Below are 22,694 nucleotides of genomic sequence, written 5' to 3' on the forward strand. Positions count from 1 at the left end.
TTCGTGGAGGGCGCAGGCGCGGAGGTCCGTGCCGTCGACCTCGGGTTCTCGCTGGCGACGCAGCGTTCCGCTTTCGATCACCGTACCGTTGTGGTGGCAGCGGACAAGTCGGTTGCTCTGGAGGCGCTTGCGGCGGGTCTTCCGGACGCGGGCGTTGTCGAGGGCGTGGCCGGTGGCGGCCGTACGGCGTTCCTGTTCTCCGGTCAGGGCTCGCAGCGGCTCGGTATGGGCCGTGAACTGCACGCGCGTTTCCCGGTGTTCGCGGACGCCTTCGACGCGGTGTGCGCTGTGCTGGACGAGCACCTGGAGCGGCCGCTGCGTGAGGTCGTGTGGGGTGAGGACGAGGACGCGCTGAACCGGACCGCGTACGCCCAGGCCGGATTGTTCGCGGTCGAGGTGGCGCTGTATCGCCTCCTGGAGTCGTGGGGTGTGCGGCCGGAGTTCGTGGCCGGACACTCGATCGGCGAGGTGGCGGCCGCGCATGTCGCGGGTGTGTTCTCGCTGGCTGACGCCTGTGCGCTGGTGGCTGCTCGTGGGCGGCTGATGCAGGCGCTGCCGGCCGGTGGTGCGATGGTCGCCGTTGAGGCGACGGAGGCGGAGGTTCTGCCGCACCTGACGGATGAGGTGTCGGTCGCGGCCGTGAACGGTCCGTCGTCGGTGGTGGTTTCGGGTGCTGAGGCTGCGGTGGAGGCCGTGGCGGAGGTGTTCCGTGGGCTGGGCCGTCGTACGTCCCGGCTGCGGGTGTCGCACGCGTTCCACTCGCCGCTGATGGAACCCATGCTGGACGACTTCCGTGCGGTCGTGGACGGGCTGTCCTTCAGCGAACCGAAGGTTCCCGTCGTCTCCAACGTGACGGGTCGTATCGCCGCTGCCGGTGACCTCACCACTCCCGACTACTGGGTGACGCATGTCCGTGAGGCCGTGCGTTTCGCCGATGGTGTCGGCGCCCTGGTCGAGCAGGGCGTGACGCGCTTCGTCGAGGTGGGTCCGGACGGCGTGCTGAGCGGCATGGCGCGCGAGAGCGCCGGAGATGACGCTCTCCTCGTCCCGCTGCTGCGCAAGGACCGCGAAGAGGAGTCGGCGGTGTTGGCGGCGCTGGCGCGGCTGCACGTTGCCGGGGCTCGCGTGGACTGGGCCGCGTACTTCGCCGGAACCGGCGCACGGGCCGTGGACCTGCCCACCTACGCCTTCCAGCGACAGCGCTACTGGCCTGCTGTTGCGGTGAGCCGGGCCGGCGACGTGAGGTTCGCCGGTCTGGGAGCGGCCGAACACCCGCTCCTGGGCGCGGCCGTCGAACTGGCCGGCGCCGAAGGCCCGGACGGGCTGGTGCTCACCGGCAGGCTGTCGGTGCAGTCGCACCCCTGGCTCGCCGACCACGCGGTGCGGGGCTCGGTCCTGGTACCGGGCACGGCACTGCTGGAGCTGGCGATCCGCGCCGCCGATGAGGTCGGCTGCGACACGGTCGAGGAGCTGACCCTGTCGGCCCCGCTCGTCCTGCCTGACCACGGTGGCGTTCACCTCCAGGTCCGGGTCGGTACGCCCGACGCCGACGGCCGGTGCGCTCTGGGCATCCACGCGCGGTCCGAGGAAGACGTCCAGGCCCCGTGGACCGTGCACGCGACCGGCGTGCTGTCCAGCGCGTCGCCCACCGACGGCGCCCGGTCGTCCGCCTTCGACGCGTCCGTCTGGCCGCCGAAGGACGCCCGCCCGGTCGACGTGACCGACTGCTACGACAGGCTGGCCGACGCCGGTTTCGCATACGGCCCCGTGTTCCGCGGCCTGCGGGCCGCCTGGCGCCGTGGCGACGAACTGTTCGCCGAAGTCGCCCTCGACGAAGCAACGGACGGCAGCGCCTTCGGTCTTCACCCCGCCCTGTTCGACGCCGCCCTGCACGCCTACGCACTCGACGACGACGGCCGAGGCGGAGTGCCGTTCTCCTGGGCCGGCGTGTCGCTGCACGCCTCCGGCGCCTCGGCCCTGCGGGTCCGGCTGACCCGGGACGCCGACGGCACCATGGCCCTGGACCTCGCCGACCCGGCCGGCGCTCCCGTCGCCTCGGTGGAATCCCTGGTCGTCCGGCCTCTGACAGCGGAACAGATCGGCACCGCGGCTCACGACTCCCTCTACCAGGTGCACTGGGTGCCGGCGCGGGGCATGAAGGCCGCCGACGTGGTCCCGGAACCGGTGACGATCTTGGGAGCGGACGATCTCGACGCGCTGGTACAGGGTGAGGTGCCGGGGACGGTGCTGGCGACCGTGCCCAGTGCCGCCGGTGCCGACGACACCGTCGTCGGGTCCGCGCATGATGCGGCCGCGTGGGCCCTGGAGCTGGTGCGGTCGTGGCTGGCGGACGAGCGGTTCACCGAGTCCCGTCTGGTGTTCGTGACACGCGGTGTTGCAGAGGGCGGTGACCTGACCGGTGCCGCGGTGTCGGGACTGGTGCGGTCCGCCGCGTCGGAACATCCTGGCCGCTTCGGCCTGCTGGACGTCGAGCCCGACGCCGGGCTCTCCGGCGAGCCGCTGGGCGCGGCGCTGACTCTCGGTGAGGCGGAGTCCGAGGTGGTGGTGCGTGGTGGTGAGGTGCTGGTGCCTCGTCTGGCGCGCGTGACGCCCGCGGCTGGTGCGGGTGCTTCCGGCTGGGATTCGGTCGGTGGCGCGGTGTTGGTGACGGGTGGTACGGGTGGTCTGGGCCGGATCGTGGCTCGGCATCTGGTGGTTGAGCATGGTGTGCGGGATCTGTTGTTGGTGAGTCGTCGTGGCGCGGCTGCCGAGGGTGCGGACGCCGTGGTCGCCGAGCTCACCGAGCTGGGCGCTCGGGTGGTGGTGGAGGCCTGTGATGTGGCCGATGCGGCGGCGGTGGCGGGTCTGGTGGGCCGGTATCCGGTGCGTGCGGTGGTGCATGCGGCGGGTGTGCTGGACGACGGTGTGGTGGAGTCGCTGACGGGTGAGCGTCTGGCGGGAGTGCTGCGTCCGAAGGCGGATGCGGGGTGGAACCTGCATGTGGCGACCCGGGACGTGGATCTGGCTGCGTTTGTGGTGTTCTCGTCGGTGGCGGGGACGATCGGTAGTGCGGGTCAGTCGGCTTATGCGGCTGGTAATGCGTTCCTGGATGCTGTGGTGCGGCATCGTCGTGGGCTGGGGTTGCCGGCGGGGTCGTTGGTGTGGGGTCCGTGGTCGCAGGACGCGGGCATGACGCAGGCGCTGTCGGAGACCGACCGCCGACGCATCGACCGCGCCGGCATGCCTCCGCTGACGGCAGAGCAGGGCGTCGCCCTGTTCGACGCCGCGCTGGCTGCGGACGCAGCAATCGTTCTGCCCGTGCGCTTCGACTTCCCGGCCCTGCGCGCACAGGGAGACATTCCGCCGCTGCTCAGCGGGCTGATCCGGACGTCCACCCGTCGTACGGCTGCTGCCGCGACGGGCTCCGCCGAGACGTCCGGCCTGGCCGGGCGGCTGACCGTACTCGGCGAGGCGGAACGCCGCGAAATGATGCTGGACCTGGTCCGCGGACACATCGCGCTCGTCCTAGGCCACTCGGGCGCGCAGACGGTCAACCCCAACCGTGCCTTCCAGGACCTGGGCTTCGACTCCCTGACGGCCGTGGAGCTGCGGAACCGACTCGGCAAGGCCACCGGGCTGCGCCTGCCCGCCACCGTGGTGTTCGACTACCCGACCGCGGAACTCCTCGCCGATCACCTGCTCGACGCCGTACTGGGCACCGTGCGCGATGTGGCCATGCCGGTGGGGTCGTTGCCGTTGGTGGCGGACGATCCGGTGGTGATCGTGGGCATGGCCTGCCGTTATCCGGGTGGTGTGTCGTCGCCGGAGGACCTGTGGCAACTGGTCTCCGAAGGCGTCGACGCGGTGTCGGAGTTCCCGGCTGATCGTGGGTGGGATGTCGACTCGCTGTACAGCGAGGACCGGGATGTGCCGGGGACGTCGTACACGCGATCGGGTGGGTTCCTGCATGATGCCGGGGACTTCGATCCCGAGTTCTTCGGGATGAGCCCGCGTGAGGCGGTGGCGACGGACGCGCAGCAGCGGTTGCTGCTGGAGACGACGTGGGAGGCGATCGAGCGGGCCGGGATGGATCCGGTGACGCTGCGCGGCAGCCAGACCGGCGTCTTCGCCGGCGTCATGTACAGCGACTACGGGAGCATCCTCACCGACGAGCAGTACGAGGGCTACCGCGGCAACGGCAGCGCGGGCAGCATCGCGTCCGGCCGCGTGGCGTACACGTTCGGGTTCGAGGGGCCTGCGGTGACGGTGGACACGGCGTGTTCGTCGTCCCTCGTCGCGCTGCACTGGGCGGCGCAGGCGCTGCGGTCCGGTGAATGCTCACTGGCGGTCGCCGGTGGCGTGACGGTCATGGCCACACCCACCGCGTTCGTCGAGTTCTCCCGCCAGGGAGCGCTCTCGGCCGACGGCCGCTGCAAGGCGTTCTCCGACACGGCCGACGGAGCCGGCTGGTCCGAGGGCGCGGGCGTGCTGGTGCTGGAGCGGTTGTCGGATGCGCGGCGGAATGGTCACCGTGTGCTGGCTGTGGTGCGGGGCAGTGCGGTGAACCAGGACGGTGCGTCGAATGGTCTGACCGCGCCGAATGGTCCGTCGCAGCAGCGGGTGATCCGGCAGGCGTTGGCCAGTGGTGGTCTGTCCGCTGCTGATGTGGATGTGGTGGAGGCACACGGTACGGGGACGACGCTGGGCGACCCGATCGAGGCACAGGCGCTGCTGGCCACGTACGGCCAGGACCGGCCGGGGGAGCGGCCGTTGTGGCTGGGGTCGGTGAAGTCGAACCTGGGTCACACGCAGGCGGCTGCCGGTGTCGCCGGTGTGATCAAGATGGTGATGGCGATGCGGCACGGTGTGCTGCCGCGGACGCTGCACGTGGATGCGCCGTCGTCGCATGTGGACTGGTCGGCGGGCGCGGTGGAACTCCTGACCGAACCGGTGTCATGGTCTGCCGAGGGACGTCCGCGTCGGGCGGGTGTGTCGTCGTTCGGCATCAGCGGCACGAACGCACATGTCGTCCTCGAGCAGCTCGAACCCGCAGTCGACACCGTGCCGACGGAACTCGACGCCGACAGCAGCGAGACGGCTGCCGTGGTGCCGTGGGTGCTCTCGGGCCGGACTGAGGCTGCGCTGCGGGCGCAAGCCGAGCGGTTGCGGGAGTTCCTGGAGGGCGCAGGTGCGGAGGTCCGTGCCGTCGACCTCGGGTTCTCGCTGGCGACGCAGCGTTCCGCTTTCGATCACCGTACCGTTGTGGTGGCGGCGGACAAGTCGGTTGCTCTGGAGGCGCTTGCGGCGGGGCTTCCGGACGCGGGCGTTGTCGAGGGCGTGGCCGGTGGCGGCCGTACGGCGTTCTTGTTCTCCGGTCAGGGCTCGCAGCGGCTCGGGATGGGCCGTGAACTGCACGCGCGTTTCCCGGGGTTCGCGGACGCCTTCGACGCCGTGTGCGCTGTGCTGGACGAGCACCTGGAGCGGCCGCTGCGTGAGGTCGGGTGGGGTGAGGACGAGGACGCGCTGAACCGGCCCGCGTACGCCCAGGCCGGATTGTTCGCGGTCGAGGTGGCGCTGTATCGCCTCCTGGAGTCGGGGGGTGTGCGGCCGGAGTTCATGGCCGGGCACTCGATCGGCGAGGAGGCGGCCGCGCATGTCGCGGGAGTCTTTTCCCTCGCTGACGCGTGTGTGCTCGTGGCCGCTCGTGGGCGGCTGATGCAGGCGCTGCCGGCCGGGGGTGCGATGGTCGCCGTTGAGGCGACGGAGCCGGAGGGTCTGCCGCACCTGACGGATGAGGTGTCGGTCGCGGCCGTGAACGGGCCGTCGTCGGTGGTGGTTTCGGGGGCTGAGGCTGCGGTGGAGGCCGTGGCGGAGGGGTTCCGTGGGCTGGGCCGTCGTACGTCCCGGCTGCGGGTGTCGCACGCGTTCCACTCGCCGCTGATGGAACCGATGCTGGAAGGCTTCCGTGCGGTCGTGGACGGGCTGTCCTTCAGCGAACCGAAGGTTCCCGTCGTCTCGAACGTGACCGGCCGTGTTGCCGTTCCCGGCGAACTGACCACTCCCGACTACTGGGTGACCCACGTACGCGATGGCGTGCGCTTCGGTGACGGTATCGGTGCCCTGGTCGAGCAGGGCGTGACGCGCTTCGTCGAGGTGGGGCCGGACGGTGTGCTGAGCGGCATGGCCCGCGAGAGCGCCGGAGACGACGCGCACCTGGTGCCGCTGCTGCGCAAGGACCGCGAAGAGGAGTCGGCGGCGTTGACCGCGCTGGCGCGGCTGCACGTCACCGGAGTCCGCGTCGACTGGGCCGCCTACTTCGCCGGAACCGGCGCACGGGCCGTGGACCTGCCCACTTACGCCTTCCAGCGCCGGCGCTACTGGCCGGAGGCCGGTACGGCGGCCACCGCCGCGGACGCCCGGTCCGCCGGTGTCGATGCCTCCAACCACCCGCTGCTGGGTGCGGTGGTGGCGTTGCCCGACTCGGGTGGTGTGGTGCTGACGGGCAGGCTGTCGGTGGAGTCGCAGCCGTGGCTCGCCGACCACGTGGTCCTGGGACGTACCCTCCTGCCCGGCACGGGTCTGGTCGAACTGGCCCTCACGGCCGGTGAAACGGTGGGCTGCGTGACGGTGGAGGAACTGACCCTGGCTGCACCGCTGGTGCTGCCCGAACAGGGAGCTGTTCAAGTCCGTGTCGTGGTGGGTCCGCAGGACGCGGACCACCGCACGGTCGCCGTCTACTCACGCCCGGAAGGTGCCGAAGACGCACCGTGGACGACCCACGCCTCCGGTTTCCTGGTGGAGGGTGTGGTGTCGGCGGAGTTCGATCTGGTGCAGTGGCCTCCGGTGGGTGCCGAGGTGGTGCCGGTGGAGGGCGCGTACGAGGTCTTCCGTGAGCGTGGTTATGGCTACGGTCCGGTGTTCCGTGGGTTGCGTGCGGTGTGGCGTCGGGGTGAGGAGCTGTTCGCCGAGGTGGCGTTGGCAGAGGAGTCGGCGGGTGAGGCCGGGGGGGTCGGTCTGCATCCGGCGCTCCTGGACGCGTCGATGCATGCGGCGATCCTCAACGACGGTGACGGTGACGGTGAGGGCGAGACGGTGATTCCGTTTGCCTGGAACGGTGTGCGGCTGCACGCCGTGGGCGCCTCCGCCGTCCGCGTCCGCATCAGCAAGCTGGACGGCCGGGCCGTCTCCCTGTCCGTGGCAGACATGACCGGCGCGCCCGTGATGTCGGTGGACTCCATGGCGAGTCGGCCTGTGTCGGTGGGTCAGTTGGGTGCGGCGTCTGGTGATGGTGGTGCGCTGTATGGCGTCGAGTGGGTGCCGGGTGTGTCCGGTGGGCGTGATGCGGTGTGGGTGCCGTGGGAGGGCCTGTCGCAGGTTAGGGATGTGCCGGGGACGGTCGTTCTGGACTGCGGTGAGGTGGATTCGTCGGCTGGTGTGGATGTGCCGGCGGGTGTGCGGTCGGTGGTGCACCGTGTGCTGGGTGTGGTGCAGGAGTGGCTGGCGGGGGAGCGGTTTGCTGGTTCGCGTCTGGTGGTGGTGACGCGGGGCGCTGTTGCGGTGGCCGGTGCTGCTGGTGATGTGGTGCAGGCTCCGGTGTGGGGGCTGGTGCGTGCGGCGTTGTCGGAGAATCCGGGCCGTTTCGCGTTGGCTGATGTCGATGGTGGCGGGGACGCCGCTGTGGATGTTGCTGTGGCGGCGATTGCTGCGGGTGAGTCGGAGGTGGCGGTGCGGGACGGTGCGGTGCTGGTGCCGCGTCTGACCCGGCTGCCGTCGCCCGTTCACGGTGACGCGGATTCCTCCGACGGTACGGTCCCGGCCTTGGATGGTGCGGGTGCTGTGCTGGTCACGGGTGGTACGGGTGGTCTGGGTGCGGTGGTTGCGCGTTATCTGGTGGCCGAGCGTGGGGTGCGGGACCTGGTCCTGACGTCCCGGCGTGGCCCGGACGCACCCGGCGCCACCGAACTCGCCGACGAGATACGGGCCATGGGAGCCCGCGTCGACATCGTCGCCTGCGATGTGTCCGACCGAGAGCAGGTCGATGCCCTCGTCACGTCCCTGGCAGCGGACCGTGGTCTGCTGGCGGTGGTGCATGCTGCCGGTGTGGGTGACAACGGGCTGGTGGGTGCGTTGTCACCGTCGCGGGTGGATGGTGTGCTGGCTCCGAAGGCGGATGCGGCGTGGTGGCTGCACGAGGGCACGGCCGGCATGGATCTGGCGGCGTTCGTGTTGTTCTCGTCGGCCGGTGGGCTGGTGCTGACGGCGGGGCAGGGCAATTACGCTGCGGCGAATGTGTTCCTGGATGCGTGGGCGGCGCGTCGGCGGGCGGAGGGGCTGCCGGCGACGTCGATGGCGTTCGGGTTCTGGGACGTGGGTGCGGGTCGTGGCCAGTACCTGAGTGAGGTGGGCCGTAGGCGGATGGTGTCGCAGGGTCTGCCGGTGCTGTCGTACGAAGCCGGGCTGGAGCTGTTCGCGGCAGGACTCGACCGTGCGGAGGCCACGGGGGTGCCGCGGCGGGTGGACACCGCCGCCCTGCGCCCCCGCACCGACGAAGTCCCCGCCCTCCTCCGCGCCCTCGCCCCGGCACCACGACGGCAGGCGGCCGCCGGTGCCTCCTCCGTGACCGCGGCCGGCGGCCTCGCGGCCCGACTGGCCGGCCTGACCGCCGGGGGACGGCACCGCACGGTGCTCCCGTTGGTGCGGACACAGGTGGCGGCGGTGCTGGGACACGGGTCGGCCGAGGCGATCGGGCCGGACCGGGCGTTCCAGGAGCTGGGCTTCGACTCGCTCGCCGCGACCGAACTGCGCAACCAGCTCAACACCCTCACCGGACTCCGCCTCCCCGCCACCCTGGTCTTCGACCACCCCAACGCCCTCGCCGTCACCGAACACATCGAGGCCAAGCTCGCAGGCCCGAACCCGCTGACCACCGCCTCCGCCCGGACGACCACGGACAGCAAGCCGGTCGACGACGAGCCGATCGCGATCATCGGCATGGCCTGCCGCTACCCGGGCGGAGTGACCTCACCCGAGGACCTGTGGCGGCTGGTCGCCGACGGCGTCGACACCGTCTCCGACATGCCCGACGACCGCGGCTGGGACCTCGAAGGCCTCTACGACCCGGAGCCCGGCAAGGAAGGCAAGAGCTACACCCGCCGCGGCAGCTTCCTCCACGACGCCGCCCAGTTCGACCCCGGCTTCTTCGGCATCTCACCGCGCGAGGCCCTCTACATGGACCCGCAGCAGCGCCTGCTCCTGGAGACCTCCTGGGAGGCCCTGGAACGGGCGGGCATCGACCCGGCCACACTCAAGGGCAGCCGCACCGGCGTGTTCGCCGGCGTCATGTACCACGACTACGCCCTCAACGTGTCGCCCTCCGGCACGGCAGGCGGCAGCGTGGTGTCCGGACGGCTGTCGTACACGTACGGCTGGGAAGGCCCGGCCGTCACCGTCGACACCGCCTGCTCCTCCTCCCTGGTCGCACTGCACCTCGCGGTCCAGGCGCTGCGCTCGGGCGAGTGCTCGCTCGCCGTGGCCGGCGGCGCCACGGTGATGTCCACGCCGGGCATGTTCATCGAGTTCAGCCGGCAGCGCGGGCTGTCCGCGGACGGACGCTGCAAGGCCTTCGCGGGCGCGGCCGACGGGGTCGGCTGGTCCGAAGGTGTCGGTGTCCTCCTCGTCGAACGCCTCTCCGACGCCGTACGCAACGGGCACCGCGTCCTCGCCGTCGTCCGCGGCACCGCCGTCAACCAGGACGGCGCGTCCAACGGCTTCACCGCCCCCAACGGGCCCTCGCAGCAGCGCGTCATCCGGCAGGCGCTCGAAGCCGCCGGAGTCGCCGCATCCGAGGTCGACGTCGTCGAAGCACACGGCACCGGCACCACCCTCGGCGACCCGATCGAGGCGCAGGCCCTGCTCGCCACCTACGGCCAGGACCGGCCCGCCGACCGGCCGCTGCTGCTCGGCTCCATCAAGTCGAACATCGGGCACGCGCAGGCCGCCGCAGGTGTCGCCGGCGTCATCAAAATGGTGATGGCCATGGAGCACGGCACAGTGCCGCGCACCCTGCACGTCGACCGGCCCTCCCCGCACGTGGACTGGACCGAGGGCCACGCGGAACTGGTCGTCGAGGAACGGCCGTGGCCGGACACCGCACACCCGCGCCGTGCGAGCGTCTCCGCGTTCGGACTCAGCGGCACCAACGCGCACGTCGTCCTGGAGCAGGCACCCGCCCCGGCCCCGGCCCGACCGCGCCCGGTGGACGGCGACGGCGAACGCCCGAAGCGCCCGCTGCCCTGGACGGTGTCCGCCGCGACCCCCGAGGCGCTGCGCGCCCAGGCCGGACGGCTCCTCGCCCACCTCACGGACCGGCCCGAACACGACCCGCTGGACACGGCCTACGCACTGGCCACCTCCCGCACCGTGCTGCAGTCCCGCGCCGTCGTACTCGGCGCCGACCGCGACGACCTTCTCGACGGACTGCGGACGCTCGCCCGCGGCGAGTCGTCCCCGGCCGTCCTCCACGGCACCGCGCGGGACGGCGGATCCACCGCCTTCCTGTTCTCGGGCCAGGGTTCGCAGCGGCTGGGTATGGGCCGTGAACTGCACGCGTGTTTCCCGGTGTTCGCGGAGGCCTTCGACGCGGTGTGCGCCGCGCTGGACGAGCACCTGGAGCGGCCGCTGCGTGAGGTCGTGTGGGGTGAGGACGAGGACGCGCTCAACCGGACCGCGTACGCCCAGGCCGGGCTGTTCGCGGTCGAGGTGGCGCTGTACCGCCTCCTGGACGCCTGGGGCGTGCGGCCCGACTACGTCGCCGGGCACTCGATCGGCGAAGTCGCGGCGGCGCACGTCGCGGGGGTTCTTTCCCTCGCTGACGCGTGTGCGCTGGTGGCCGCTCGTGGGCGGCTGATGCAGGCGCTGCCGGCCGGTGGGGCGATGGTCGCCATCGAGGCGACGGAGGCGGAGGTTCTGCCGCACCTGACCGACGAGGTCTCGGTCGCGGCCGTGAACGGTCCGTCGTCCGTGGGGGCTTCGGGTGCTGAGGCTGCGGTGGAAGCTGTGGCGGAGGTGTTCCGTGGGCTGGGCCGTCGTACGTCCCGGCTTCGGGTGTCGCACGCGTTCCACTCGCCGCTGATGGAACCGATGCTGGACGACTTCCGTGCGGTCGCCGAAGGGCTGTCCTACGCGGACCCGGTCCTGCCGGTCGTCTCCAACGTGTCCGGTCGTATCGCCGCCCCTGGCGAACTCACCACCGCCGACTACTGGGTGACCCACGTCCGTGAGGCCGTCCGCTTCGCCGACGGGATCCAGGCCCTGCACGCGGCCGGAGTCGGCCGCTGCGTCGAAGTCGGACCCGACGCCGTCCTGACCGGCATGGCACGCACCTGCCTCGGCGACGGCGACGACACCGGCGTCCTGCTGGTGCCGACCGCCCGCAACGGCCGGGACGAGGCCGACACGCTGCTCCGAGCCCTCGGCCGACTGCACAGCGACGGCGCCTCCGTCGACTGGGCCGCCTACTTCGCCGGAACCGGCGCACGGACCGTCGACCTGCCCACCTACGCCTTCCAGCGACAGCGCTACTGGTTGCACGCCACGGACGGCACCACCGCCGTACCCGCCGGCGCGGGCCTGGACGCCTCCGACCACCCGCTGCTGGGTGCGGTGGTGGCGCTGCCCCACTCGGGTGGTGTGGTGCTGACGGGCAGGCTGTCGGTGGAGTCGCAGCCGTGGCTCGCCGACCACGTGGTCCTGGGCCGCACCCTGCTGCCCGGTGCCGTACTCGTCGAACTGGCCCTCACGGCCGGTGAAGCCGTGGGCTGCACGACGCTGGAGGAACTGACCCTGGCCGCACCGCTGGTGCTGCCCGAGCGGGACGGCGTCCAACTGCGTGTGGTGGTCGGCCCGGACACCGGCGGACGCCGCACGGTCGCCGTCTACTCACGCCCCGAGGACACCGAGCAGGACTGGTCCACCCACGCCTCCGGTTTCCTGGTGGAGGGTGTGGTGTCGGCGGAGTTCGATCTGGTGCAGTGGCCTCCGGTGGGTGCCGAGGTGGTGCCGGTGGAGGGTGCGTACGAGGTCTTCCGTGAGCGTGGTTATGGCTACGGTCCGGTGTTCCGTGGGTTGCGTGCGGCGTGGCGTCGGGGTGAGGAACTGTTCGCGGAGGTGGCGTTGGCAGAGGAGTCGGCGGGTGAGGCCGGTGGGTTCGGTCTGCATCCGGCGCTCCTGGACGCGTCGATGCATGCGGCGATCCTCAACGACGGTGACGGTGACGGTGACCGTGAGGGCGAGACGGTGATTCCGTTTGCCTGGAACGGTGTGCGGCTGCACGCCGTGGGCGCCTCCGCCGTCCGCGTCCGCATCGACCGGTCCGACGACGGCGGAATGCGACTCGCCGTCGCCGATGTGTCGGGCGCGCCCGTGATGTCGGTCGGCTCCATGGTGGGCCGGCCTGTGTCGGTGGGTCAGTTGGGTGCGGTGTCCGGTGATGGTGGTGCGCTGTATGGCGTCGAGTGGGTGCCGGGTGTGTCCGGCGGGCGTGATGCGGTGTGGGTGCCGTGGGAGGGCCTGTCGCAGGACAGTGATGTGGTGGGGACGGTCGTTCTGGACTGCGGTGAGGTGGATTCGTCGGCTGGTGTGGATGTGCCGACGGGTGTGCGGTCGGTGGTGCACCGTGTGCTGGGTGTGGTGCAGGAGTGGCTAGCGGGGGAGCGGTTTGCTGGTTCGCGTCTGGTGGGGGTGACGCGGGGCGCTGTTGCGGTGGCTGGCGATGCTGGGGATGTGGTGCAGGCTCCGGTGTGGGGTCTGGTGCGTGCGGCGTTGTCGGAGAATCCGGGCCGTTTCGCGTTGGCTGATGTCGATGGTGGCGGGGACGCCGCTGTGGATGTTGCTGTGGCGGCGATTGCTGCGGGGGAGTCGGAGGTGGCGGTGCGGGACGGTGCGGTGCTGGTGCCCCGTCTGACCCGGCTGCCGTCGCCCGTCCACGGTGACGCGGATGCCTCCGACGGTACGGTCCCGGCCTTGGATGGTGCGGGTGCTGTGCTGGTCACGGGTGGTACGGGTGGGCTGGGTGCGGTGGTTGCGCGTTATCCGGTGGCCGAGCGTGGGGTGCGGGACCTGGTCCTGACGTCCCGGCGTGGCCCGGACGCACCCGGCGCCACCGAACTCGCCGACGAACTCACCACGTTCGGCGCACGGGTGGAGATCCTCGCCCACGACTTGTCCGACCGGGACACCGTCACGCAGCTGGTCGGCTCCCTGGCAGCGGACCGTGGTCTGCTGGCGGTGGTGCATGCTGCCGGTGTGGGTGACAACGGGCTGGTGGGTGCGTTGTCACCGGAGCGGGTGGATGGTGTGCTGGCTCCGAAGGCGGATGCGGCGTGGTGGCTGCACGAGGCCACGGCCGGCATGGATCTGGCGGCGTTCGTGTTGTTCTCGTCGGCCGGTGGGCTGGTGCTGACGGCGGGGCAGGGCAATTACGCTGCGGCGAATGTGTTCCTGGATGCGTTGGCGGCGCGTCGGCGGGCGGAGGGTCTGCCGGCGACGTCGATGGCGTTCGGGTTCTGGGACGTGGGTGCGGGTCTTGGCCAGTACCTGAGTGAGGTGGACCGTCGGCGGATGGCGTCGCAGGGTCTGCCGGTGCTGTCGTACGAGGCCGGGCTGGAGCTGTTCGCGGCGGGACTCGACCGTGCGGAGGCCACGGTGGTGCCGCTGCGCGTGGACACCGCCGCCCTGCGCACCCGCACCGACGAAGTCCCCGCCCTCCTCCGCGCCCTCGCCCCGGCAACACGACGGCAGGCGGCCGCCGCGACCGCAGGAACCGAGCGTGAGGAGGCCCCCGCCCAGCGGCTGGCCGCGCTGCCGCCGACCGAACGGCACCGCACGGTGCTCCAGTTGGTCCGCTCGCAGGTGGCGGCCGTGCTGGGACACGGTTCGGCCGAGGCGATCGGAGCGGACCGGGCGTTCCAGGAGCTCGGCTTCGACTCGCTCGCCGCGACCGAACTGCGCAACCAGCTCAACACCCTCACCGGACTCCGCCTCCCCGCCACCCTCGTCTTCGACCACCCCAACGCCCTCGCCGTCACCGAGTTCGTGGAGGCCGAACTGGCCGCCGCCCACCCGGCGTCCGGCGACGGCACGGACGGCGCCGACGGTGAGGACGGCATCCGCCGCGCCCTGCGGTCGATCCCGACCAGGCGTCTGCGCGACGCCGGCCTGATGGACGTCCTCCTCGAACTTGCCGAGGACGACACGGCGTCGGCGCGCGAAGAAGCCCTCGCGGACTGGGAGTTGCTGGACGCCGCCGATCCGGACGACGTACGCAACGAACACGACGTACGCAACGAACACGACGTACGCAACGAACACGACGCACACAACGAGCGCGGCGAGCACGAAGGGAACGGCGAGCACGAAGGGAACGCCGGTACCTCCGAGACCGCCGCAACCTCCGACGTCGCCCTGCACGCCGCCCGTGCGGAGACCGCGCGGCTGCGCCGGGACAACCGGCGGCTCACCGCCGCCCAGCACGAGCCCATCGCGATCGTCGGCATGGCCTGCCGCTACCCGGGCGGAGTGTCCTCGCCCGAAGACCTGTGGCGGCTGGTGACGGACGGCGCCGACGCCATCACCCCGTTCCCCGAGGACCGGGGATGGGACCTGTCGATGCTGCGCGACCCGGAGGGCAAGCACCCCGACGGCTACTACGCCCGCAACGGCGGCTTCCTCGACGGTGCGGCCGACTTCGACCCCGGCTTCTTCGGCATCTCGCCCCGCGAGGCCCTGGCCATGGACCCGCAGCAGCGGCTGGCGCTGGAGCTGTCCTGGGAGGCGCTGGAGCGTGCGGGCATCGACCCCGGCTCGCTCAAGGGCAGCCGTACCGGCGTCTTCGCCGGCGTCATGTACCACGACTACCCGGGCAGCGACGGCAACGGCAGCGTCGTCACCGGCCGCATCGCCTACAAGCTCGGCCTCGAGGGCCCGGCCGTCTCCGTCGACACCGCCTGCTCCTCCTCCCTGGTCGCACTGCACCTCGCGGTCCAGGCACTGCGACAGGGCGACTGCTCGCTCGCCGTCACCGGCGGCGTCACCGTCCTGTCCACGCCCGGCGTGTTCGTGGAGTTCGGCCGCCAGGGCGGCCTCGCGCCCGACGGGCGGTGCAAGTCGTTCGCCGCGGCGGCCGACGGCACCGGCTTCTCCGAAGGCGCCGGGTTCCTCGTCATCGAGCGGCTGTCCGACGCACTGCGCAACGGGCACGACGCACTGGCCGTGGTCCGGGGCTCCGCCGTCAACCAGGACGGCGCCAGCAACGGCCTCACCGCCCCCAACGGCCCCTCGCAGCGACGCGTCATCCGACAGGCCCTCGCCAACGCGCGGCTCGCCGCCGACCAGATCGACGCGGTGGAGGCACACGGCACGGGCACCACCCTCGGCGACCCGATCGAGGCGCAGGCACTGCTCGCCACCTACGGTCAGGACCGGCCCGAGGACCGCCCGCTGTGGCTGGGCTCGGTGAAGTCCAACATCGGCCACACACAGGCCGCCGCGGGTGTCGCGGGCGTCATCAAAATGGTGATGGCCATGCGCCACGGCGTGCTGCCCGCCACCCTCAACGTGGACGCCCCCAGCGACCAGGTCGACTGGACCACCGGATCGGTCGCCCTGCTGACCGAACGGCGGGAGTGGACCGGCACCGGCCGGCCGCGCCGCGCCGGCATCTCCTCCTTCGGCATCAGCGGAACCAACGCCCACGTCATCGTCGAACAGGCACCCACCGCCCCGGCCGTACCCGGTGACGAGACAGGCGCGCACCGTGCCCCGGTCGTGCCGTGGCTGCTGTCCGCCCGCGACCGCGACGCCCTGCGCGCCCAGGCCGCACGCCTGCTGGCCCACGTCGAGGAAGCCACGACGAGCACAGCAGACGCGCCCCGCCCGCTGGACGTGGCGTACTCGCTGGCGACGACCCGGGCGGCGTTCGAACACCGGGTCGCGGTGGTCGGCGACGACCGGGACGGGCTGCTGGCCGCCCTGCACGCCGTCGCCCGCGGCGAGGAGCCGGTGACCACGGCAGGCGAAGGGCTGCTCGCCGTCCTCTTCCCCGGCCAGGGATCACAGCGGCTCGGCATGGGACGGGACCTGTACGAGCGGTTCCCGGCGTTCGCCGAGGCCTTCGACGCGGCCTGCGCCGGCCTGGACGAGCACCTGGACCGGCCGCTGCGCGAGGTCGTCTGGGGCGACGACGAGGACACCCTCAACGGCACCGCCCACACCCAGGCCGCCCTCTTCGCCCTGGGCACCGCCCTGTACCGCCTCACCGAGTCGTTCGGTGTCGTCCCGGACTACGTGGCGGGACACTCGATCGGTGAGATCACCGCGGCCCACGTCGCCGGCGTCTTCACCCTGGAGGAAGCCTGCGCGCTGGTCGCCGCCCGCGGCCGGCTGATGCAGGCGCTGCCCGCCGGCGGTGCCATGGCGGCGGTGCAGGCCACCGAGGACGAGGTCCTGCCGTACCTCACCGACGGCGTCGCCGTCGCCGCCGTCAACGGCCCCACGTCCCTGGTGGTGTCGGGCGACGCGGCGGACGTGGAGAAGATCACCGCGGTCTTCCGGGAACAGGGCCGCCGTACGACCGCCCTGCGGGTGTCGCACGCCTTCCACTCCCCGCTGATGGAACCGATGCTGAAGGAGTTCCGGGCCGTACTGGAGCGGCTGTCGCCGCAGCCGCCCGCCCTGCCCGTCGTCTCCAACCTGACCGGAGCCCTCGCCACCGCGGACCAACTGTGCTCCGCCGACTACTGGGTGCGGCACGTCCGCGAGGCCGTCCGCTTCTCCGACGGGATACGCACCCTGCACGAGCAGGGCGTCAGCAGGTTCCTCGAACTCGGTCCCGACGGCGTCGCCTCGGCCATGGCCCGCGACAGCCTGCCCGAGCAGGCCGTGACCGTCGCCGCGCAGCGGCGCACCACCCACGGCGAGACCGCCCTGGTCGACGCCCTCGCCCGGCTCCACGGGCACGGTGTTCCCGTCGACTGGGCCCGCTTCTTCGCCGGCCTCGGCGCCCGCCGCGTCGCCCTGCCCACGTACGCCTTCCAGCGGCGCCGCTTCTGGCCCACGGAGATGCACCACGGCGCGGGAGCGGAGGCCGCCGGTCTGGCGCCCGCCGACCACCCGCTGCTCAGCGGTGTGACGGAACTCGCCGGATCCGACGGCCACTTGTTCACCGGGCGGCTGTCGGCCGGCACGCACGGCTGGCTCGCCGACCACGTCGTCATGGGCGCCGTCCTCGTCCCCGGCACCGCCCTGCTGGAACTGGCGGCGCACGCCGCGAACTCCCTGGGCTGCGAACGGGTGGAGGAACTCACCCTCGCCGCCCCGCTGGTCCTGCCCGCCCGGGGCACGGTGCAGCTGCAGGTCGGCGTCGGCGCCCCCGACGACTCCGGCCACCGCCCGGTCGCCGTCCACTCCCGGCCCGCCGACGATCCCACGGCCACCTGGACGACACACGCCGAAGGTGTCCTCGCGACCGGACCGGCCGTCGCGCCCGCAACGGACTTCGACGCCTCCGTCTGGCCGCCCGAGAAGGCCGAACCGCTCGACACGGACGGCCTGTACGAACGCTTCGAGGACGCCGGATTCAGCTACGGGCCGGTGTTCCAGGGGCTGCGGGCCGCCTGGCGGCGCGACGGCGAGGTGTTCGCCGAAGTCGCCCTGCCCGACGGCACCGACGGCGGCGCGTACGGCCTGCACCCGGCGCTCTTCGACGCCGCGCTGCACGCCACCGCACTGGCCGGTGCCGCCACCGACGGCCACTCCCCGCAGGACGGCGACTCGACGGGAAGCAACGGGACGTCGCAGGGCGGCGGGGTGCCGTTCGCCTGGAGCGGCGTGTCCCTGCACGCGGTGGGAGCCTCGACCGTCCGCGTCCGGCTCTCCCGCGCCGACGACGGCAGCCTCACGATCGCCGTCGCCGACACCACCGGCGCGCCCGTGGCCACGGTCGGCTCCCTGCGGACCCGCCCGATCTCCGCGGCGCAGCTCGGCACGTCGGCGGCCGCCGACCGGGACTCCCTGTTCGCCCTGGACTGGATCCCCGCGCCGGAGCCGGACGCGGCCACCCCGTTTGACGCCCAGCAGACCGGAGCGGCCACTTCGGCCGACGAGCAACAAACCGGTACCGCGCGGATCGCGGTGATCGGACCGGACGCCGCCGCGCCCGACCACGCCCACGACCCCGCTCTCGACGCGGCCGTCCGGAACACCGTCGCCGCTGCCGACCGGTACGCGGATCTGAACGCGCTGGCCGACACGGCGGCGGACGTCCCGGTCCCGCCGGTCGTCCTCCTCCCCGTGCACACCGGCACCGGCACGGACACCGGAACCAGTACCGGCACCAGCATGGACACCGGAACTGGATTCGGCACCGGCGCCGCACGGGACGGCATGGCGCGTGCCGCGCACACCTCGACGACCCGGGTCCTCGAGGCGGTCGGCACCTGGCTCGGAGACGACCGCTTCGCCGCCTCCCGCCTGGTCGTCGTCACCCGCGGCGCGACCGACGGCACCGACCCGGCCGCGGCCGCCGTCTGGGGCCTGGTGCGCTCCGCCCAGGCGGAACACCCCGGCCGGTTCACCCTGCTGGACCTCGCGGACCGGCAGCCGGACACGGTCCTCCCGCCCGCGGCGCTCACACACGCCTCCGACGAGCCGCAACTCGCGGTGCGCGACGGCCGGCTGCTCGTGCCCCGCCTGGTCCGGGCCGCCGTGACCGAGCCGCGGGACACCGGCGACCGGGACGTCGAGGGAACCGTCCTCGTCACCGGAGGAACCGGCGGCCTCGGCGCGGCCGTGGCCCGGCACCTGGTGACCGAGCACGGCGCGCGGAGCCTGCTGCTGGTGAGCCGGCGCGGCCCCGCCGCCGAAGGCGCCGCTGAACTCGCCGCCGAACTCGAGGCACAGGGCGCCCGCGTCACCGTCGCCGCCTGCGACGTGACCGACCGCGCCGCACTCGACCGGCTCCTGGCCGAGGTGCCCGCCGACCGGCCGCTGCGCGCCGTGATCCACGCGGCGGGCGTCCTGGACGACGGCACGATCGGCTCCCTCACACCGGAGCGGCTCTCCGCCGTGCTGCGGCCCAAGGTGGACGCCGCCTGGCACCTGCACGAGGCCACCGCGGACCTTCCGCTCGACGCCTTCGTCCTGTTCTCCTCCGTGGCCGGCACGCTCGGCAACGCCGGACAGGCCAACTACGCGGCGGGCAACGCCTTCCTGGACGCCCTCGCCCGGCACCGCCGCAACCAGGGCCTGCCCGCGCTGTCCCTCGGCTGGGGCCCCTGGACCAGGGGCAGCGGCATGACCGGCGAGCTCGGTGAGGCCGACATCGCCCGGATGACCAGGGCGGGCATGCCGCCGATGCCGCCGGAGCAGGGCCTGGCCCTGTTCGACACGCTCCGCACCGCCGACACCGGAGCCGCCGTACTGCCCGTACGGCTGGACCTCGGAACGCTGCGCTCCCGCGGCGAGGTGCCGCCGCTGTTCCGGTCACTGATCAGGACGACGTCCCGCCGGGCCGCGACGGGGACGGGAACGGCGGCCGCGGCCGCCGACCTCACCCGGCGACTGTCCGGGCTCACCCCGGCGGAGGGACGGGAAGCACTGCTGGAACTGGTACGCGGTCAGATCGCCACCGTGCTCGGTCACGTCGACCCGGCCGACGTCGAGGCGGCCCGCCCGTTCCAGGACCTCGGCTTCGACTCGCTGACCTCCGTCGAACTGCGCAACCGGCTCGGCGCCCTCACCGGCACCCGGCTCCCGGCCACCCTGCTGTTCGACTACCCGACGCCCAGCGAACTCGTCGCCCACCTGTACGCGCGTGTCGCCCCGGCCCCGGCCGACGGACCGGAGGCGGTCCTGGCCGAACTGGACCGGCTGGAGAAGAGCATCACGGGCATCGAAGTGGGCGCCGAACTCTTCGAACAGGTCGCCGGCCGACTGGAGGTGCTGCGCAGCAAGTGGCAGGCGCTGCGCACGGAGACGTCCACCGGGCCGGGCAAGGAGGACGACGCCTTCGACTTCGACTCGGCCACGGACGAGGAGGTGTTCGACATGCTCGACAACGAACTCGGCCTCTCGTAGCCGCGCGGGCCGCCGGAGCGAGGCCCCGGCGGCCCGCTCCGGCCCCCACCGCCCGCCGCGGCGAACCGGCCGCGCACACCGCCCTCGACACCACCAACCCGCCCGCCCGTCAGGCCGATCGGCCGACCGGGCGGGCGGCCCCGTTCCGGGCGGCCCCGTTCCGGGCGGCCCCGTTCCGGGCGGCCCCGTTCCGGGCGGGCCTGTTCGGTCCTCCAGCCCACCAGCCCCGCCAAGACTTCCGCTTCCATTTCCGCTTCTCCACAGGAACAGGGCGCCCGGCCCGTTTCCCGCTCCGGGCCTGCCCGCCCGGAGACGACTCGTGCGGCCCGCAGACCGGCGACCAGCGATTTCCCCGCCACCCCGTACCCGTCGCCTTCCGTGCCACCCCGGCCCGTGACCGAAACGGGCAGCACCCGCGGCGCTCCGGAAGCGGCGACCCCGGCTCGCCTCCGAAGACACGCCTCCGAAGACACGCCTCCCAAGGCATGCCTCCCAAGGCATGCCTCTGAAGACATGCCTCCGAAGACACGCCTCGAAGACACCTCTCCGAACACCCGGACACGAAAAGGCCCGTGAGCGCCGCAAGGCGCCCACGGGCCGGTCCCGGACGGACCCGGGGGAGTGGTGCCGGGGTCAGAGAGGCCGACGGAAGCCGGCCAGCGCGGCGAACGCCCCCGCCGCGCTGATCACCGCGCCGATGACCAGCGCGGGAATCGCGTGGTCGAGGCCCGGCACATCCAGCGCGAGAGCACGCGTGGCGTCGATGGCGTACGTCAGCGGGTTGACGTGGGCGACGGCCGCCAGCCAGCCGGGAAGGTCGGCGACCGGCACGTACGCGCTGGAGGCGAACATCAGCGGGAAGATCACGATCAGGGCGAGGTTCTGCAAGGGCTCCGCGCGGCGCAGCCAGGCACCGGCCGCGATGAAGGCCCAGCCCAGGGCGAAACTGATGAAGAGCGTGAGCCCGGCGGACAGCGCGAGTTCGGCGACGCCCCCGTTCGGGGAGTAGCCGAGGACCGTCATCGCCAGCACCATGATCACGAGGATCTGCACGGCGCTGCGCACCAGCCCCACGAGGCTGCGCGCCACCAGCAGCGCCCCGGGATGCACGGGCAGCGAACGCAGCCGGGCGACCACACCGTTGCGCAGGTCCTCCACCAGCCCCACCCCGGACTGCATCGCCGACTGCGCGGCGTTGTCGACCAGGACGGCCGGGAGCACGAAGTCGAGGTAGCTGACGCCGTCCGGGAAGTGCGGTGGCATGCCCATCTTGCTGAACACCTGGGTCAGCACGAACAGGATGACCACCGGCTGGATCAGCCCGAACAGCACGATCCCCGGGTCGGTCACCATGGCCCGCAGTGACCGCCCGGTGAGCACCCGCACCTGGGCGAAGTACGAACTCCCGCCGAAATCAGGTGCCTTGAGCGCGACGGCCGCGGATGCGTTCCGGCGCGGGGCGGGAGTGAGGTGCGTGGTCAAGTGGTCCTCCACGAAAGGCGTCGGAAAGCGGTCACGCCGGGGTCCGGGCGTGCTGCTCGGCGAGGGTGAGATACACGTCGTCCAGGGTGGGTTCGCCGAACGTCAGCTCGTCGGCCTCCACGCCCGCCTGGTCCAGCGAGCGGATGACGTCCGCGATCTGCCGGGTGGTGTCGATGGGGACGACGAGTCCGCGGGCGCCGTCCTCGCCGCCGGCCGGCGCGAACCCGGCGGCGCGCAGCGCGGTCGCGGCCCGGACGGCGGCGTCGTCGCCGTCCAGTGTCAGCGTCACGGTGCGCCGGCCGACGGTGGCCTTGAGCTCGTCCGCGGTGCCCGAGGCGACGACCCGTCCGGCCGAGAGCACCGCGATCGTGTCCGCGAGCCGGTCGGCCTCCTCCAGGTACTGCGTGGTCAGCAGAACGGTGGCGCCCTGCTCGACCAGGCTCTCGACGATCTCCCACAGCCGCAGCCGGCTGGACGGGTCCAGGCCGGTGGTGGGTTCGTCGAGGAAGATCACCTGAGGGCCGCCGACCAGGGAGGCGGCCAGGTCGAGCCGACGGCGCAGACCGCCCGAGTAGCCGCTCGCGCGCCGGTCGGCGACCTCGGTCAGGTCGAACAGCTCCAGCAGTTCGTCGGCCCGGGCGCGCGCGGCCCGGCGTCCCGCGCCGAGCAGCCGGGCGATCAGGACGAGGTTGTCGCGTCCGCCGAGTTGCGTGTCCACGGACGCGAACTGGCCGGTGAGGCCGATCCGGCGGCGGATCTCGAACGGCTCGCGGTGCACGTCGTACCCGGCGACGTACGCCCGTCCCGAGGTCGGCGGCAGCGCGGTGGTGAGAATGTTGACGAGTGTGGTCTTGCCGGCTCCGTTGTGGCCGAGGAGCGCGAGGACCGTGCCCCGGCGTGCGCTGACGCTGACCGAGTCCAGGGCGTGGACCGTGCCGTACGACTTGCTGACGGCGTCCGCCACGATCATCAGATCGCCGTCGGAGCCGAAGCCTGGGACCGAGCCGAAACCGGAGCCGGGGTCGGGGTCGGGGTCGGGTTGGGTGACGGGGGGCATGACGAGCCCGCTCATGAGGTGATCT

At 72.5% G+C, this 22,694-nt stretch carries 3 protein-coding genes (1 of these 3 cut by a window edge); 1 reads left to right on the forward strand and 2 read right to left on the reverse strand.

The window, feature by feature from the left end; all coding sequences use genetic code 11:
• A protein-coding gene (locus tag FGW31_RS33555; protein WP_142197383.1) for a type I polyketide synthase crosses the window boundary here: on the forward strand, positions 1-20,130 show its 3' portion. It extends 11,985 nt beyond the left edge of the window; 20,130 of the gene's 32,115 nt are visible here — the last part of the coding sequence; its start codon lies beyond the left edge, outside the window; it ends in the stop codon at positions 20,128-20,130.
• Between the two features lie 633 nt (positions 20,131-20,763).
• On the opposite strand, the gene FGW31_RS33565 is transcribed toward FGW31_RS33555, so the two are convergent.
• Complete coding sequence (locus FGW31_RS33565) at positions 20,764-21,612, reverse strand: ABC transporter permease (RefSeq protein WP_220511239.1); 849 nt, start codon at positions 21,610-21,612, stop codon at positions 20,764-20,766.
• A gap of 31 nt (positions 21,613-21,643) precedes the next feature.
• A complete protein-coding gene (locus tag FGW31_RS33570; protein ID WP_373303457.1) occupies positions 21,644-22,684 on the reverse strand; it encodes an ATP-binding cassette domain-containing protein in 1,041 nt (346 codons plus the stop codon).
• Positions 22,685-22,694: the final 10 nt, after the last annotated feature.

The sequence above is a fragment of the Streptomyces calvus genome (assembly GCF_006782915.1).
Classification (GTDB): domain Bacteria; phylum Actinomycetota; class Actinomycetes; order Streptomycetales; family Streptomycetaceae; genus Streptomyces; species Streptomyces calvus.

Excerpts from the sequence above, each read along its gene's own strand:
- FGW31_RS33570 (WP_373303457.1), bottom strand. The coding sequence starts at position 22,684 with ATGAGCGGGCTCGTCATGCCCCCCGTCACCCAACCCGACCCCGACCCC.